This is a genomic window from Pseudomonas sp. GW821-FHT09C09 (genome assembly GCF_059418105.1).
Genome location: NZ_JBWKPF010000001.1, coordinates 536182 through 550181 on the forward strand (window position 1 = coordinate 536182; position 14000 = coordinate 550181).

A 14000-nucleotide genomic window follows, 5' to 3' on the forward strand; every position below is an offset into this window, starting at 1 on the left:
TACAACCTGTGGGAGCCAGCCTGCTGGCGATGGCGGCGGGTCAGTCAACATTGAATTTGAATGTGATGGCCTCATCGCGAGCAGGCTCGCTCCCACAGGGTGGGTTGTTGCCTTTCTGGCCGAGCCTTACGGCATCAGCACCGCACGACGCGCATCGCCGAGGATGTCGACGCCGTTGAGTACGAACTTCTGGGTGCGCACGTCGATGTCGATCACCGGCACGCCATTTTCCAGACGGTTGTAGGTACGGCAGGAGAGCTCCAGGTTGGTCTTGGGTTTTTCACCCATTTTCACCGCGGTTTCCTCCAGGGATTTCAGCTTGCCGCCGACCGTGTGGTAGGTGAACCAGGTGTTGCCGTCCTGGTCCTGACCGGCTTCACGCACGTTCAGCAGGATGTCGTCGCCCAGCTTCACACCCAGTGCAAGCATGACCTCGGTGCCCATGCCTTGCAGGGTCAACTTGGCGTTGAGCGCTTTGCCGCCCTTGACCATTTCTTCAACGATAAAGCGGCCGCCACGCATCTCTTCCACGTCGAATTCGATCTTCGGCGGGGTGAATTCCTCCACGGTCGCCGACAGCGGCAGGCCTTGCAGGGTGGCCGCGATGGCCTGGCGATTACGGTTGGTAAACATTAGAGAACGTCCTCCAGGAACTGCTCGATGATTTCATCGCGGGCGTTGAGTTGATAAACCATGTGTTCGTTCGGCGCGTAGCGGCCGTAGTCGATGACCACGTACCAGGTGCCGTTCTTGTACTTCTCGACGCTGTTGAGTTCCGGGTGCAGGTAAACGCTGCCGCCAGGAATGGTTTCGTCGGCGACCAGGGTTTGCAGCCAGTCGTTGATGCGTTTGACTTCCTGATCCATGAACGACTTGGTCAGGTTCTTGGCCATGGCTTTCTGGCCGGCCTTCACCAGCTTGCGGCTGATGGCGTCTTCCAGACCGACGTAGCTGATGAACTTGCCGGTGATCGAGCGGTTACCCAGCAGCGAGAAGCCGCCCAGCACGGTGCGGGCGTAATAGCTGACGCCGTAGCGGTTGAGCAGATCGCCTTCGGTGGAGGTGTCGAGGATGTTGTACTCAACGACCCGGGACACGTCTTCGGCGTAGGTCACCTGGTTGCCCGGACTTTCCCATTGCTTGACCTTGGCCAGCGCGGCGATTGCCAGACTGGATGGTGCGAGGAAGACGTTTTTCTTCGCCGCTTTCGAGTACACGGCGGGCATGTTGTGCACCACCAGGCAACGGTCGAAACCAAGGTCGGCGCCACCCAGTTCCTGGCTGTAGGTCACCTGGTCGGCGACCGAAGCGTCCTTGCCGTCCAGCACCACACGGGCCTTGATGCGTTTGCCGAACGAGGCGAACTCGCTGGCCACCGCCTTGGTGCCGGTGAAGCCCGGCGCGCCGATGATGGTCAGGTCTTCAGGGACGCTGCCCAGCGCGGCCAGACCAAGTTTGCGACCGGTCACTGGCTCGATGCCGCCGATCACTGCGTTGACGGTGTCGGCCGGGGTCGCGCCCGCCTCGACGATCACCACGTACACCGGCACCTTGACCACTTTGAGGATCTGGTAAACGGCGTGGTACAGGGTGCCCTCTTCCGCGCCGGTCGGATCGAGCAGCGCGTGGGTGGTGAAGCTGTTGATGCGAAACGGTGCGTTGCGCGGAATCAGCGGATCGGCTTTCGGCGCGGTGCCGACCAGACCGATGACGTTGTCACCCAGGCCACCCATGGCCTCGGGGGATTCGGTGGCATTGACGGTAATGCCGTTGTGCTCGAAGTTCAGAACCTCAGCCATATTCAGTCAGCCTTCTTGGCAGCGGCCTTCACGGCCTTGGTGGTAGGTGTTTTCAGCTCCAGTCGACCGGCGCTGTGCAGGGCACTGGCCTCGACGTCGAGCAGATCGAGTTCCTGGCCGACGCTCGACCAGTGCCCACCGCCGGTGGGGAATGGAACGAGCACGGTGTAGGTTTGGCGGGTTGCCATTTTTCGTTTCTCCATAAACGGGAAAGCCCCTCGTGGGGAGGGGCTTGGCGGGTGATATTTTTTTGGGGAAAAAGAACGCCCCTGAGATTCGAGGCGTTTATTGGAGCTCTGCAATATCGGAGTTTGCCCGCAGATAAAGCGTCCGGATTGAGCTAATCATGTGACATTGCAGATCAGGGTACTCAACGGACTTTTCGAATTGCAGAACAAAAATCCAAAGGTATTCATCGTTGACCGTTGACGCTCCCGATTCCGGAAACTGCTGCTTGAATCGCCGTGATTGCATCATTAGCAATCTGCTGTGCGTCCTCGGTGGCCCCCGATGCGATCTTCTGTTTGATCAATTCCCTCGCCTGAAGACGAAGATCGCGGATTTTGGACAACACCTCTGTGTATTGTTTAGCTTCAGCCAATATGCTGTCGGCCGCCTCACGTGGGGTTCGCCCCGTGATTGCCCAAGCGGCTACCGTGCGCGGTACAGCACTGCCTGGATAGCCGTCGTCCTTAAACTGCTGGGTTTCAGCGATTACACGGCCATACTCAACTGCGCGCAATGGATCGCCGGCAACAAACCTGCGCATTTCATCAGCGTAGGTGTCGATCCGAAAACAAATATCCTCGGCCGTAGGGACTGGCTCCCCGTCCTGCAACCATACGCCAGTCCACTCCCCAGTTGTCTTGTCCCGCGCTCCGGAAAACCGGGGGTTCCAGCAGGGCTGGGGAAGTGGGATCAAAGTCCAGTCTAGATAGTTCTTGTTGGTGGCATCGGAGTAAAGAAACTCGCCGTTTGAATCAAGGATGAAATACATGGTTTGCCTTCACGCCAGTTGAGTGCATAAGTGGATTTGACCTTGATAGCCGCCAGCTCCGTTCGTCGCGCCCACCGACAAATCAATAGTCAAGTTCCCATTTGTTTCGAGTGACCAAGAGAGGTAACCAAACGCCAAAGGTGACGACGTAACCCAGTCCCCCGTACCGCAACACCTGAAACGTGGCCTGGCTCCGGGCGGCAGGACGCACAACAGAGTCGATTGGTTACCGAGTGCGGCTCCACGGGCGAAGTCAATGGAGACATACAAATTGCCATTTGCTGTCCAGTAGCGCGACGTGTTTGCGTCATAGAACCCGTTTAGAAAGGCGGGAACCGCTAAATTTTTAGTGGTTGTGAAGTCAGCAATAGCCTGGTTGACGACACTCTGGGTACCCACTGTTGTGTAGGCGTCAGTGATCCCGTACCCCGCGAGGGTGGTCGGTTTACCGGATCCAATTTTCGTCCAGTTAAGGGGCGGAATATCTGCCTCTGAAAGTGCTGATCCACCTGTAATCAAGCCTTTTGCGTTTACGGTGACCTTTGTGTACGTACCTGCAGAAATACCTGAATCGATAAGTGCCAGGGCAATGTTGGCATTCGCCGACCCGTCAAATGACGCGCTACCACTCGCCGCGCCGGAGATGGAAATACTGCGCGCCGTTTCGAGCTTTCGAGCCGCGACTGCAGTGGCGTTGATTCCAAGGGCGTCAGTGATCCCGAAACCGGCCAGTGTCACGGGGTTGGCCCCGGCGGTCGCACGGCCATATTCGTCAACGCTCAGGCTCTTGTAAGTCCCGGCAGCAATCCCGGTGCGCCCTGCCAGCATCTTGAAGGTCAGCGCTGTGGTGCCGAGGGTGATCGGCGCGTTGGTGGTCAGGTGCCACAACGAATCGCCGTTGAGCGTGCCCTCTTCCACCATCACCGTCAGGCCTGGAGTGACCTTGGCGCTGACGTTGGCATCGTTCGCTCGTACCCAGTCACCGTTGGCGACGATCCACAGGCCGTTGTCCTTGGCCAGAGTCTGGTTCGGCAGCAGCACGCGGTCACCGGCGATCACCGCCACGCCGTCGATCTGCTGCGCACCGTTCAGCACCACATTGGCAGTGGCAGCAACGCGCACCGACTGCTTGCCATCGAGTTTGCCGAGTTCTTCGGCGAGGTAGCTCATGACCCACGCACGAGTGGCCTTGACCACCGTGTCGTCGATCAGCAGCGTCACCAGCGAGGCATTGCTGGTCTCGAAAATCGAGCGGATGTAGAACTCTTTGCCCGAGCCGGAGGTGGCCAGCACCGGTTTGAACGACTCCGGGTATTTGACGATGGCGTAGAGAATGCCGGTGTCGGTCCACAGCCCGGCTTCACGCACGTACCAGCCACCGACGTCCGGCGGGATGGTGACTTCAGCGAGCAGCCAGCTCGGATTTTTCTCGTCCTGGAACAGCGCATTGAGCGGTCCGCGCCAGACTTCGCGTTTCAGCGCGGTCACTGTTGCAGCCGGGTTGTAAACCGCGCCGCCGCCATCGCCGACAGAAATCTGCGTCAGCTTGATCGGCACGCCCGCCGCCTTGCAGGCGGTTTCGTAGGCAATCCCTGCGTTGGTGAGCAGGGTGTAATAGTCAGCCATTCAGGCCCCCTGAGGATAAATAGTGGATGTTTCGACGGTGTAGAGACCGGCCGCAATGAAGGCTTCACCGGAGGTTTCGAGGCCTTCGAGGAACACCGGATAGACCGTGGTCAGTTCGCCGCAGAAGGTCGCGGCGCCAATCACATGAGAGCCGAAGGCGCTGAGGCCGACCGACACCGACAGCACGTCCCGTTCGCTCTTGGCATCGGCCAGGCGTCGGTCGAGACGGGCGTCGATTTCTTCGCTGTAGGGTTGGTCGGTGAAGGCCCGCACGGAAAAGCTGTACGGCGCGCCCGGCGGTGTCTGCTCATACCAGGCGCGGACTTCAGGCCTCAGTTGCAACCCCTTGGCGGCATTTTCCAGCGCCTTGCGAGTGCCGGCCTGGCGCGCAGTGGGCCAGGCCAGTTCGACAGTCAGGCGCTTTTCCCGCTCCGGTGCGTCGGTGCTCCATTCGGCCACGCCGCGATCCGCTGCGAGATACGGCAGGAACGCGACCGGTGTTTCGCTTGGATTCATCAGTTCGGGAAACGGCGGCACGATGCGGTCAAGCAAGGTGCCGAAGCCAATATCGAGCGCCCGTTCCAGCGCCGAGCTGTTGGCCGGCAGCAGGGTCGGACGCGGTGTCTGGTCCGTCATAGCGTCTGCACCTCGACCTCGACCGCCGTGCAATACGGCGCTTGAAACGCGCTGCACACGATGGGTGTCAGCGGTTCAAGAATCTGCAACTGGACGGCGCCGGCGCTGTGCAGCGTGTAGTCGATCCAGCTCGGGTCGACCCGGCCTTCCAGACGATGGCAACTGTCGGCGTAAGCTTGCAGATGCTGCTCGGCGGCGACTTTGGTCAGACCCGAATCCGGGCCGGAATTGATCTTCGCCACGACGCGGATCCTGTAGCGCTGAATCTCGGCGCCCTTGACCGTGACCTTGTCGGTTTCCGGGCAGACATCGGGCCGGGCGAAGTGTTGGCGCACGCCGTCAAGCAATGCAGCGGACGGTGTGCCGTCGGCATCGCGGGACAGCACAGTCACCTGCACTTCACCGGGTGCGGTGCGGCGGCCATTGCCATCCTTGACCTGTGCGGCGAGGCCGTCCGGGGCGAAGGTGTAGGTGACGTCGACGACGCCGGCATCGCTGGATTCGACTTTCACCGCCGGCCGCTCGCCGAGGGTGAACACTTCGCGGCGGTACTGCATCCGCGAACCTGCTGCCGGCGCATGGGGCGCCAGGTAATAGCGCAACCGGGCGTCATCGTCGCTTTCGTAAATCGCCGGCACCGGCGGAAATGCCGCCGGGTCGCCCGGGTCGAGCAGCTGCCGCTCCAGGCCCATGTCCGCCAGCCGTGCATCGAGATTGCTGCCGGTCGCCCACCACGCCAGCATCTGCTTGATGCGGGCGTTGTATTTGCGTTCGTGGGTCTGCAGGCGAACGCAAAACGCTTCGAGCGCCATCGTCAGCAGTTCGCTTTCGTTGTCCAGGCTGGTCTTGAGTTTCGCAGCACTCTGCGGCGAGCGGGATCCGACGTACTCCAGGACGAAGGTCTTGAACTCGGCGAGTAGATCCTCGAAGGCCTCGACCTTGATCAGCGAAGGTTCGGCCAGTTGGTTCTGGCCAGGGATCAACATGCTCATGTCACGACCTCGAATGTCTGTTGGCGGTTTTTCCAGGTGCCGGCGAAACGCAGCAGCAGGCCGGCGCCCTGTCGGGTGGCGACGATCACGCCGGGCTGGAAATCGCCGATGCCGTTCTGCGGGTTGTAGAACGCCTGCGCGGCGTGGCTCTGGGCCAGAAGCAGAACGTCATCGCCGAGGTTTTGCCCCAGCAGCGTGGGGATCAACGAACCATAAAGGGGCCTTTTTTGCCGGGTGCCCAGCGGCGTGGTCAGGGCTCGTGTCGCGCGCTGCACGAATTGCAGCCAGTCGTCGACCGTGGCCCCGGTGTCTCTATCGATTCCGATCATGGGAGGCTCTTGATTCAGGGGCTGATGACGCGACCCTGGTGATCCACCAACGGGCCGCTGAAGTGCACGCCCGAGGCGTCGATGGTCAGGCCGGTGGCGCCCAGTTGCAGGTTGATCGCTTGCGGCGTCATCGCCAGCCGCGCCGGGCCGATGCTCAGCTCAAGGGATTCGCGAGAACCGTTGAAAGCCGCAGGACCGTTTTGCCAGTGCAGGGTGTGAGAGGCGTCGTCGTAACCGCTTTCACTGCCATCGACATGCACCCGTCGCGTCAGCGTGGGGATGGTCGCAACGGGTGGAAAGCGATCACTGTTCAAGCCGAACAACGCCACGCTTTGCGCACCGCTTTCGCCGCTGCCGTAGTTGAGCAACAGACACTGTTCACCCACGCTGGGAATCCGCGACTCGCTTTGCGCGCCGGCGCTCGGGTTGAAGAATTTGATGGCCGGCGTGAGCAGTCCACCGTGACTGACACGGCAGGTGTTGCTTGCCGCGTCGACCTCCTGACAGATACCGATGCGGCAGAAACTCTCGGCGCGCCGGTGCAGGTCTTCGATCTCCGCTTCCATTTCGGCCAGGCGCTCGATGATCGGGCCCAGTTGCATACGCAGTAATGCGTCGAACATCGGTCAGGCCTCCAGCGAGGTGTATTGGTCAGGGTCGTCGATGTCGCTGACTTCCCAGGTGCGGGCGAATTTCGGGGTGCCGAGCGGATCGTCGAGCAACGTCGGACCGAGGTAGAGGGTCTGGTTGAAAGTCAGGGTCCAGGCCTTGTTGGGCTGATCGGCGCGAATCGCCAGTGACGGCAAACCATCGATATTCACAGGCAGATCACACTGATCGCCGGGCAGGCCCCAGCGGTTGTCAGTGATCAGGTTTTTCAGGGCGGCGATCAGGTCACACGCGGCAAACGCCGTGGCAGAAATGGCCGGAATGACTTGAAGAGACAGCGTCAATGCGTGAGCAATGCGCCCGTTGGCGGCGCGCTCTCCCGGTGCATTACGTTCGATGTCGATCAGCACCCAGGCCTTGTCGCCGGGGACCGTGAAGTCATCGTGAGTACCGACCTGCACGTTCAGGCCGGCGTTATTGCGCAAGGCTGTCGCCATTGCCGTGAACAGCTGCGATGGCTGTAAAACCAGTGCAGGCATGCATGACCTCCTTTTCGATTGTCCACGCGCAGCCCCGCCGCACGTGTGCAGCGAGACAGGGAAGTGAAAGGGTTATTGCGGGTCGCGCGGAGGAACTTCGCTGACGCCGATGCGCTTGGCTGCCCAGCGTTCGTACAGACCGATGGCCACGTCGGCACCGGCCATTGCGGTCAGGCAACCGAAGGCACCGGCGGCCCAGATCGACATGCCGGCGGCGTACAGCAGCATGATCGCCGAAACGCCGCAGATCATGCAGGCACCGGAGCGCAGGGCGAGGCGTCGCAGCAGTGGCCAGCCGCGGGCGCCCTCCTTGTCGGCGCGCCACATTTCGCCGGAGACCCCGCCCGCCACGGCAAGGAGGATGACCAGCCAGACTGGCATGTCCAGCAACGCTTGTTGCTCGTTTGTCATGTCACGCCTCCAGGAAAGATTGATGTGTGATGTGTTTTAGTTTCAAACGCTGTCTCTGAAAGCGGGCACTGCAGGAGTGCCCGCCGGTAATGCCTTAAAGAGGTACTACGCTGACCTTGTCGATGAACGCGAAATGAGCGTTCGGATTCTGCTCGTTCCAGAAGCTCAGGGTCGTTTGCGAAGTAGTGGCGGTGAAGTCCAGGGTTCTGGTTTCCCATACGGTTGCATCACCTGTCGCCACAGGAGTGTCGAAGCTGGTGGTTTTTCCGGCCACCTTGACGTTGATGACACCGTTGCCGGAGCGATTCACATACTTCGAGTTACCGGCACTGAAACTCAGGCGATACTTCGCGCCAACGACGGTATTGATGTTCTGCTGAATCCCGCCGCCGTTTTCGTATACATAGTTGGCAAGATCTACGGCCATGGCGCCATCGGCGGCAACCGAACTGCCGATGGCCGCGCGGACGTTCATGTACTCCACACCGGACAGGAACGTTGTCCAGCCGTTGATGAAGTCGGCCTGAGCGGGTGTATTCAAAATGCAGTCGTTGCCGCAACCGGGGGTTTCAAAGCTTCCATTGACGACCAGTTCGGCCGCGAACGCAGAATTGCTGGCAGCCAGCAGTGTCAGGGACAACAGCATCGAACCCAGATGAGTTTTGATCGATTTCATTTTTTACCTGTAGAGTCGGATGGTCTTGTGCACGCGATCGTGCTCATGTCGCTCACAGGCGATCGCTCGGGGCTCGTGGCCTTCACATGATTCAATGTTCCGCAGCGGGAACACTTGATCTGGAGCTCGGTGTACTCACCCACCCGGGCAAGCAGTCTTTTGCAATGGCCGCAGCGGCAGTCTTTCAACATCTGCAAATCCTTTTGATTCTCCGCCTGACAGTGTTTATGCCGTGACGCTTCGTTGAAGCGGCGCGCATCCGGCAGGCATTCCAAAAAGCCCGGCACTGAGGCCGGGCTTTTCAGTAATACAAACCAGAACAATCGGATCGTCGAATCAAACCAGCGAAAAAGGCTCTGTCGGCCAAATCATGGTGTACGGGTAACCCGGCTGACTCTTGTATTCGCACACAGCGACAACGTATTGCTTGAATGCCAGTAATGCCGCTTCTTCCTCTGGCGTTGCGATCCCCAGATCCTTCTTGTAATCCAACGGATTGAACGTCAGCCAGCCTTTGGCATTCGACAGCTTCTCAGTCGCGAGGAACTTGACTTCACTGGCCACCTCTTCGTAGGTGGGTGCATGCAACTCCCATTGATCGTTGACCAATCTGGCATTCCACCCCACCGCAACTTCCGCGTTTCCAGTGGCATCCACCCATTGCCCCCACAATCCGTCAGGAAGACTGACCGGCTTTCCTTCGTCGGTATCCAGCACCCGATAAACCTTGAAATTGGGCATCGTGATGAAGACGTATCGATTCATGCTTATCATCCTTTTTGATTGCCGGTTCCCGGCATTTCTGTTCCCGCCAGACCGGCAATCAGAAAGCCCGGCGGTGCGCCGGGCCATTGAGTGATGCGGTCTGCGTGCAGCGGCATGAATCGGTGTTTATGGAACTTCAGGCCAAGTGATTGTCAGCGGGTAGCCTGGCTGCTTGTTGACGTTGCTCATATCAATGAAAAACTGCTTGTAGGCTTGCAGCCCCGCGATATCGGCTGGAGTCGCCAGACCCAGTTCAACCTTTTGTTCCAGCGCGGTAGCCAGCAGAGTGGCGTTGACTCGATCAAACCGGCGCGATCGTTCGGCGCGCAGTTGATTGGACAACTGCGATGGCTGGCCCCACATATCGCTGTCGGTGAAGGTCCAGACGCCGTTGGTTTTCACTGCGTTCCAGGAATAATCGATCTTGGGCAATGCGGTGACATCCACCCAGACCTGAGTCGCCGGGAAATCGTCGGTGATCGGATTGTTGGTTTCGAAAATGTTGTCGACCTTGCCATCCACAACACGTACGTACTTCTTCATGGTCATCATCCTTTTTGATTGCCGGCATTCCGGCCTTTCTCTTTCTGCCCAGACAGGCATTCCAAAAAGCCCGGCAAAACGCCGGGCTTTTCAGTAATGCACTCCTTTGCCTTCCTTCCATCCCTGTGTACGTGAAGGAAGCTGACTTTTCGGCGCTACTGGCGCGGTACGAGCCCGTTCAAATTGTTTTTCCGACCGCGGTCCCTGCCCGCCGGATAACTGCTTCTGGTGCTTTACGCTGCACACCCGGGTCAGTTGCCAACCCTCTGAACCGTTGAGGCCGGTTCATCGCTGCCTGTTCTTGTGGAACTAAAGAGCTGTTGTTGCCAGCCGCTTTGTCGAGCGGCTTGGCGGCAAGAATATGCATGTATGCATATCCAGTCAATGCGTAAATGCATTTATTTATGCATGAAAAATGCGCGGATGCATGGAAGCCCCGCCAATCAAGGGTTGTCCGGTTTTCTACAGGCGAAAAAAAACCCGCCGTGGGCGGGTTTTATCTGAGAGAGGTATCGTTACCGGGCGTACATGCCCCACCAGAAGACGTGACCGAGGATGACGATCTGCTCTTCCTGCATGTCCTGGAAGCTGTAGTCCTCGTCCGGATGTTCGTCGCGATTGAAGCTGCGCAAGCGTATACCGGTGGGCAGGCGATAGAGCTGTTTCACCCGCAACTGACCGTTGTGGTTGATCGCGTAAAGGTCGCCATCGATGATGTCGCCGATACCGCACTTGCCCGCGTTCACACCGACGGTGGCGCCGTCACGCAGCACTGGCAACATGCTGTTGCCCCGTACGGTCACGCATTTGGCCTGGTCGAACTGCACGCCGTTATGGCGCAGGCTGCGCTTGCCGAAGCGCAGGCTAGAGCGTTCGCTCTCTTCGATGACGAATCTTCCTGATCCAGCAGCCAATTCAACCTCGCGAAGGAAGGGCACCGACACCTCGTCGTCATCGACGGGCGTGTCATCGTCCCACAGGCTTATGTCCTTGAGTTCGGAATGCAACTCCTCGCGCCCGCTGCCGGCGACCGGCGCAACATCCGCGCGCCCGCGCAACTGATCGGTACTCACGGCGAAGTACTCGGCGATCTTCGAGATGTGTTTATCCGAAGGATCGACGATCTTCCCGCTGAGAATCCGCGAGAGAGTGGATTGAGGCACGCCGGTGCGACGGTGGAGCTCCGTGGGGGAGATCCCGTGCTGATCGAGCAGTGCTCTTAAGACGGAGGATACGTTGCGTTTTTGCATAACGCGCATAGTGCTTGAAGTTTTTCGGGAAGACAAATGCTGATTTGCATAAATCGTGCATAATCGACCTTTTTGCGCCATATAACTGTCACCCGGCCGCGATGCCTGCGTCCGACAGACTGCCCATGGTAACCTTGCGCCCATCGCGGAAAAGCCCGGCGACCGCCCCGCTTTTGCCCCACATCTTCCAACGAGTTACCTGACAATCCGATGAATAAAGCCGTCTCCGACCTGTCCTCCCACACCCCGATGATGCAGCAGTACTGGCGCCTGAAGAATCAGCACCCGGACCAGCTGATGTTCTACCGCATGGGCGACTTCTACGAGATCTTCTACGAAGACGCGAAGAAGGCGGCCAAGTTGCTGGACATCACCCTGACCGCTCGCGGGCAGTCGGCGGGGCAGGCGATTCCGATGTGCGGGATTCCGTATCACGCGGCGGAAGGCTATCTGGCGAAACTGGTCAAGCTCGGCGAGTCGGTCGTGATCTGCGAGCAGGTCGGTGACCCGGCCACCAGCAAGGGCCCGGTCGAGCGTCAGGTGGTGCGGATCATCACCCCTGGCACGGTCAGCGATGAGGCACTGCTCGATGAACGTCGCGACAACCTGATTGCGGCGGTGCTGGGGGATGAGCGTCTGTTCGGTCTGGCGGTGCTGGACATCACCAGCGGCAACTTCACCGTGCTCGAGATCAAGGGCTGGGAGAACCTGTTGGCGGAGCTGGAGCGGGTCAACCCGGTCGAGTTGCTGATCCCGGATGACTGGCCAAAAGACCTGCCGGCGGAAAAACGCCGTGGCGTTCGTCGCCGTGCGCCGTGGGATTTCGAGCGCGACTCGGCGCTGAAAAGTCTTTGCCAGCAGTTTTCGACCCAGGACCTCAAAGGCTTCGGCTGCGAAACGTTGACCCTGGCCATCGGCGCTGCCGGTTGCCTGCTGGCCTACGCCAAGGAAACCCAGCGTACCGCCCTGCCCCACCTGCGCAGCCTGCGTCACGAGCGGCTGGACGATACCGTGGTGCTGGACGGCGCCAGCCGCCGCAACCTGGAACTCGACACCAACCTGGCCGGCGGCCGCGACAACACCCTGCAATCGGTGGTCGACCGTTGCCAGACCGCCATGGGCAGCCGTTTGCTGACTCGCTGGCTCAATCGCCCGCTACGCGATCTGACCGTGCTGCTGGCGCGCCAGACCTCGATCACTTGCCTGCTCGACCGCTATCGCTTTGAAAGCCTGCAACCGCAGCTCAAGGAAATCGGCGACATCGAGCGGATTCTGGCGCGGATCGGTCTGCGCAATGCCCGCCCTCGCGACCTCGCCCGCCTGCGTGACGCACTCGGCGCCCTGCCGGAACTGCAAGTGGCGATGACCGACCTGGAAGCGCCACACCTGCAACGTCTGGCCACCACCACCAGCACTTACCCGGAACTGGCGGCGCTGCTGGAAAAAGCCATTATCGACAACCCGCCCGCCGTGATCCGTGACGGCGGCGTGCTGAAAACCGGTTACGACAGCGAGCTCGACGAGCTGCAATCGTTGAGCGAAAACGCCGGCCAGTTCCTGATCGATCTGGAAGCCCGGGAGAAGGCCCGAACCGGCCTGGCCAACCTGAAAGTCGGCTACAACCGTATCCACGGCTACTTCATTGAACTGCCGAGCAAGCAGGCCGAATCGGCACCGGCAGACTATATTCGCCGTCAGACCCTCAAGGGTGCCGAGCGCTTCATCACGCCTGAACTGAAAGAATTCGAAGACAAGGCACTGTCGGCCAAGAGCCGTGCCCTGGCTCGCGAGAAGATGCTTTACGAGGCGCTGCTGGAAGATCTGATCAGCCAGTTGCCGCCGCTGCAGGACACCGCTGGCGCACTGGCTGAACTGGATGTGTTGAGCAACCTCGCCGAGCGAGCACTGAATCTCGATCTGAATTGCCCGACCTTCGTCAGCGAACCGTGCATGCGCATTACCCAGGGTCGTCACCCGGTGGTCGAGCAAGTATTGACCACACCGTTCGTGGCCAACGACCTGAGCCTGGACGACAACACCCGGATGCTGGTGATCACCGGCCCGAACATGGGCGGTAAATCCACCTATATGCGCCAGACAGCATTGATCGTGCTGCTGGCTCACATCGGCAGCTTCGTGCCGGCGGCCAGTTGTGAACTGTCGCTGGTGGACCGGATCTTCACCCGTATCGGTTCCAGCGACGACCTGGCCGGCGGGCGCTCGACCTTCATGGTGGAAATGAGCGAAACCGCCAACATCCTGCACAACGCCACCGAGCGCAGCCTGGTGTTGATGGACGAAGTCGGTCGTGGCACCAGCACCTTCGACGGTTTGTCGCTGGCATGGGCGGCCGCTGAGCGACTGGCACATTTGCGTGCCTATACTCTATTTGCAACGCACTATTTCGAACTGACCGTGTTGCCGGAAGCCGAGCCACTGGTGGCCAACGTGCATCTCAACGCTACCGAGCACAACGAACGCATCGTGTTCCTGCACCATGTGTTGCCGGGGCCTGCCAGCCAGAGCTATGGCCTGGCCGTGGCGCAACTGGCCGGTGTGCCGAGCGAAGTGATCGTGCGCGCACGCGAGCATCTGAGCCGACTGGAAGATACCGCACTGCCCCATGAGGCGCCAAAGCCTGCCGCCAAAGGCAAGCCGGCGACACCACAACAGAGCGACATGTTTGCCAGCCTGCCGCACCCGGTACTGGACGAACTGGCCAAACTGGATCTCGATGACGTGACGCCGCGACGGGCACTCGAAATGTTATATGCACTTAAGAACCGGATCTAAGCACCGAAGAACCGGATATAACGCAAACGGCTTCA

At 59.9% G+C, this 14000-nt stretch carries 18 protein-coding genes; 1 reads left to right on the plus strand and 17 read right to left on the minus strand.

Translation table 11 applies throughout. The annotated features are described in order from the left end of the window. Positions 1-126: 126 nt before the first annotated feature. The 17 genes from AC07NR_RS02660 to AC07NR_RS02740 form a co-directional block, all read right to left on the minus strand. Positions 127-633: a phage major tail tube protein gene (locus tag AC07NR_RS02660; protein WP_134825665.1), complete on the minus strand. Its 507-nt coding sequence runs from the start codon at positions 631-633 to the stop codon at positions 127-129. Further along, positions 633-1799, minus strand: coding sequence for a phage tail sheath protein (locus tag AC07NR_RS02665; RefSeq protein ID WP_248738157.1), 1167 nt, complete (start codon positions 1797-1799; stop codon positions 633-635). Before AC07NR_RS02665 ends, AC07NR_RS02660 begins: the two co-directional genes overlap by 1 nt. Positions 1800-1801: 2 nt before the next feature. Beyond that, positions 1802-1987 carry a hypothetical protein gene (locus AC07NR_RS02670; protein WP_039771239.1) on the minus strand — a complete coding sequence of 62 codons (186 nt, stop codon included), beginning with the start codon at positions 1985-1987 and terminating at the stop codon, positions 1802-1804. A gap of 224 nt (positions 1988-2211) precedes the next feature. After that, the gene (locus tag AC07NR_RS02675; RefSeq protein ID WP_423205016.1) at positions 2212-2796 is read right to left on the minus strand and encodes a hypothetical protein; all 585 of its coding nucleotides are present in this window, start codon (positions 2794-2796) and stop codon (positions 2212-2214) included. Positions 2797-2805: 9 nt separating this feature from the next. Further along, positions 2806-4422 (minus strand): phage tail protein, encoded by a 1617-nt coding sequence (locus AC07NR_RS02680; RefSeq protein ID WP_495077747.1) that lies wholly within the window; start codon positions 4420-4422, stop codon positions 2806-2808. Next, positions 4423-5058 (minus strand): phage tail protein I, encoded by a 636-nt coding sequence (locus AC07NR_RS02685; RefSeq protein ID WP_423205014.1) that lies wholly within the window; start codon positions 5056-5058, stop codon positions 4423-4425. Continuing rightward, positions 5055-6050 carry a baseplate J/gp47 family protein gene (locus tag AC07NR_RS02690; RefSeq protein WP_495077748.1) on the minus strand — a complete coding sequence of 332 codons (996 nt, stop codon included), beginning with the start codon at positions 6048-6050 and terminating at the stop codon, positions 5055-5057. The genes AC07NR_RS02685 and AC07NR_RS02690 overlap by 4 nt, the downstream gene beginning before the upstream one ends. Continuing rightward, entirely contained in the window at positions 6047-6379 is a 333-nt protein-coding gene (locus tag AC07NR_RS02695; protein WP_085712866.1) for a phage baseplate protein, read from the minus strand. Before AC07NR_RS02695 ends, AC07NR_RS02690 begins: the two co-directional genes overlap by 4 nt. Before the next feature lie 14 nt (positions 6380-6393). After that, complete coding sequence (locus AC07NR_RS02700; RefSeq protein WP_495077749.1) at positions 6394-7002, minus strand: phage baseplate assembly protein V; 609 nt, start codon at positions 7000-7002, stop codon at positions 6394-6396. Positions 7003-7005: 3 nt separating this feature from the next. Further along, positions 7006-7527: a hypothetical protein gene (locus AC07NR_RS02705; RefSeq protein WP_305837011.1), complete on the minus strand. Its 522-nt coding sequence runs from the start codon at positions 7525-7527 to the stop codon at positions 7006-7008. A gap of 72 nt (positions 7528-7599) precedes the next feature. After that, complete coding sequence (locus AC07NR_RS02710) at positions 7600-7938, minus strand: phage holin family protein (RefSeq protein WP_495077750.1); 339 nt, start codon at positions 7936-7938, stop codon at positions 7600-7602. 94 nt (positions 7939-8032) lie between these two features. Continuing rightward, the gene (locus AC07NR_RS02715) at positions 8033-8614 is read right to left on the minus strand and encodes a DUF642 domain-containing protein (protein WP_495077751.1); all 582 of its coding nucleotides are present in this window, start codon (positions 8612-8614) and stop codon (positions 8033-8035) included. Next, a complete protein-coding gene (locus AC07NR_RS02720) occupies positions 8611-8805 on the minus strand; it encodes a Com family DNA-binding transcriptional regulator (protein ID WP_495077941.1) in 195 nt (64 codons plus the stop codon). Before AC07NR_RS02720 ends, AC07NR_RS02715 begins: the two co-directional genes overlap by 4 nt. A 145-nt stretch (positions 8806-8950) precedes the next feature. Continuing rightward, positions 8951-9379 (minus strand): tail fiber assembly protein, encoded by a 429-nt coding sequence (locus AC07NR_RS02725; protein WP_495077752.1) that lies wholly within the window; start codon positions 9377-9379, stop codon positions 8951-8953. 126 nt (positions 9380-9505) lie between these two features. Next, positions 9506-9922 (minus strand): tail fiber assembly protein, encoded by a 417-nt coding sequence (locus AC07NR_RS02730; RefSeq protein ID WP_134825655.1) that lies wholly within the window; start codon positions 9920-9922, stop codon positions 9506-9508. A 178-nt stretch (positions 9923-10100) separates the two neighbouring features. Next, positions 10101-10289, minus strand: a complete 189-nt coding sequence (locus AC07NR_RS02735) for a hypothetical protein (protein ID WP_139831911.1) — start codon at positions 10287-10289, stop codon at positions 10101-10103. Positions 10290-10437: 148 nt separating this feature from the next. Beyond that, the gene (locus tag AC07NR_RS02740; protein ID WP_495077753.1) at positions 10438-11172 is read right to left on the minus strand and encodes a LexA family transcriptional regulator; all 735 of its coding nucleotides are present in this window, start codon (positions 11170-11172) and stop codon (positions 10438-10440) included. Positions 11173-11382: 210 nt separating this feature from the next. Here AC07NR_RS02740 and mutS point away from each other — a divergent pair, with 210 nt between their 5' ends. Beyond that, positions 11383-13965 carry a DNA mismatch repair protein MutS gene (mutS, locus tag AC07NR_RS02745; protein WP_495077754.1) on the plus strand — a complete coding sequence of 861 codons (2583 nt, stop codon included), beginning with the start codon at positions 11383-11385 and terminating at the stop codon, positions 13963-13965. Positions 13966-14000 lie beyond the last annotated feature (35 nt).

Bases quoted from the DNA above. Each gene is read 5' to 3' on its own strand.
- AC07NR_RS02660 (WP_134825665.1), bottom strand. From the start codon at position 633: ATGTTTACCAACCGTAATCGCCAGGCCATCGCGGCCACCCTGCAAGGC.
- AC07NR_RS02665 (WP_248738157.1), bottom strand. From the start codon at position 1,799: ATGGCTGAGGTTCTGAACTTCGAGCACAACGGCATTACCGTCAATGCC.
- AC07NR_RS02670 (WP_039771239.1), bottom strand. From the start codon at position 1,987: ATGGCAACCCGCCAAACCTACACCGTGCTCGTTCCATTCCCCACCGGC.
- AC07NR_RS02675 (WP_423205016.1), bottom strand. From the start codon at position 2,796: ATGTATTTCATCCTTGATTCAAACGGCGAGTTTCTTTACTCCGATGCC.
- AC07NR_RS02680 (WP_495077747.1), bottom strand. From the start codon at position 4,422: ATGGCTGACTATTACACCCTGCTCACCAACGCAGGGATTGCCTACGAA.
- AC07NR_RS02685 (WP_423205014.1), bottom strand. From the start codon at position 5,058: ATGACGGACCAGACACCGCGTCCGACCCTGCTGCCGGCCAACAGCTCG.
- AC07NR_RS02690 (WP_495077748.1), bottom strand. From the start codon at position 6,050: ATGAGCATGTTGATCCCTGGCCAGAACCAACTGGCCGAACCTTCGCTG.
- AC07NR_RS02695 (WP_085712866.1), bottom strand. From the start codon at position 6,379: ATGATCGGAATCGATAGAGACACCGGGGCCACGGTCGACGACTGGCTG.
- AC07NR_RS02700 (WP_495077749.1), bottom strand. From the start codon at position 7,002: ATGTTCGACGCATTACTGCGTATGCAACTGGGCCCGATCATCGAGCGC.
- AC07NR_RS02705 (WP_305837011.1), bottom strand. From the start codon at position 7,527: ATGCCTGCACTGGTTTTACAGCCATCGCAGCTGTTCACGGCAATGGCG.
- AC07NR_RS02710 (WP_495077750.1), bottom strand. From the start codon at position 7,938: ATGACAAACGAGCAACAAGCGTTGCTGGACATGCCAGTCTGGCTGGTC.
- AC07NR_RS02715 (WP_495077751.1), bottom strand. From the start codon at position 8,614: ATGAAATCGATCAAAACTCATCTGGGTTCGATGCTGTTGTCCCTGACA.
- AC07NR_RS02720 (WP_495077941.1), bottom strand. From the start codon at position 8,805: ATGTTGAAAGACTGCCGCTGCGGCCATTGCAAAAGACTGCTTGCCCGG.
- AC07NR_RS02725 (WP_495077752.1), bottom strand. From the start codon at position 9,379: ATGAATCGATACGTCTTCATCACGATGCCCAATTTCAAGGTTTATCGG.
- AC07NR_RS02730 (WP_134825655.1), bottom strand. From the start codon at position 9,922: ATGAAGAAGTACGTACGTGTTGTGGATGGCAAGGTCGACAACATTTTC.
- AC07NR_RS02735 (WP_139831911.1), bottom strand. From the start codon at position 10,289: ATGCATATTCTTGCCGCCAAGCCGCTCGACAAAGCGGCTGGCAACAAC.
- AC07NR_RS02740 (WP_495077753.1), bottom strand. From the start codon at position 11,172: ATGCAAAAACGCAACGTATCCTCCGTCTTAAGAGCACTGCTCGATCAG.
- mutS (WP_495077754.1), top strand. From the start codon at position 11,383: ATGAATAAAGCCGTCTCCGACCTGTCCTCCCACACCCCGATGATGCAG.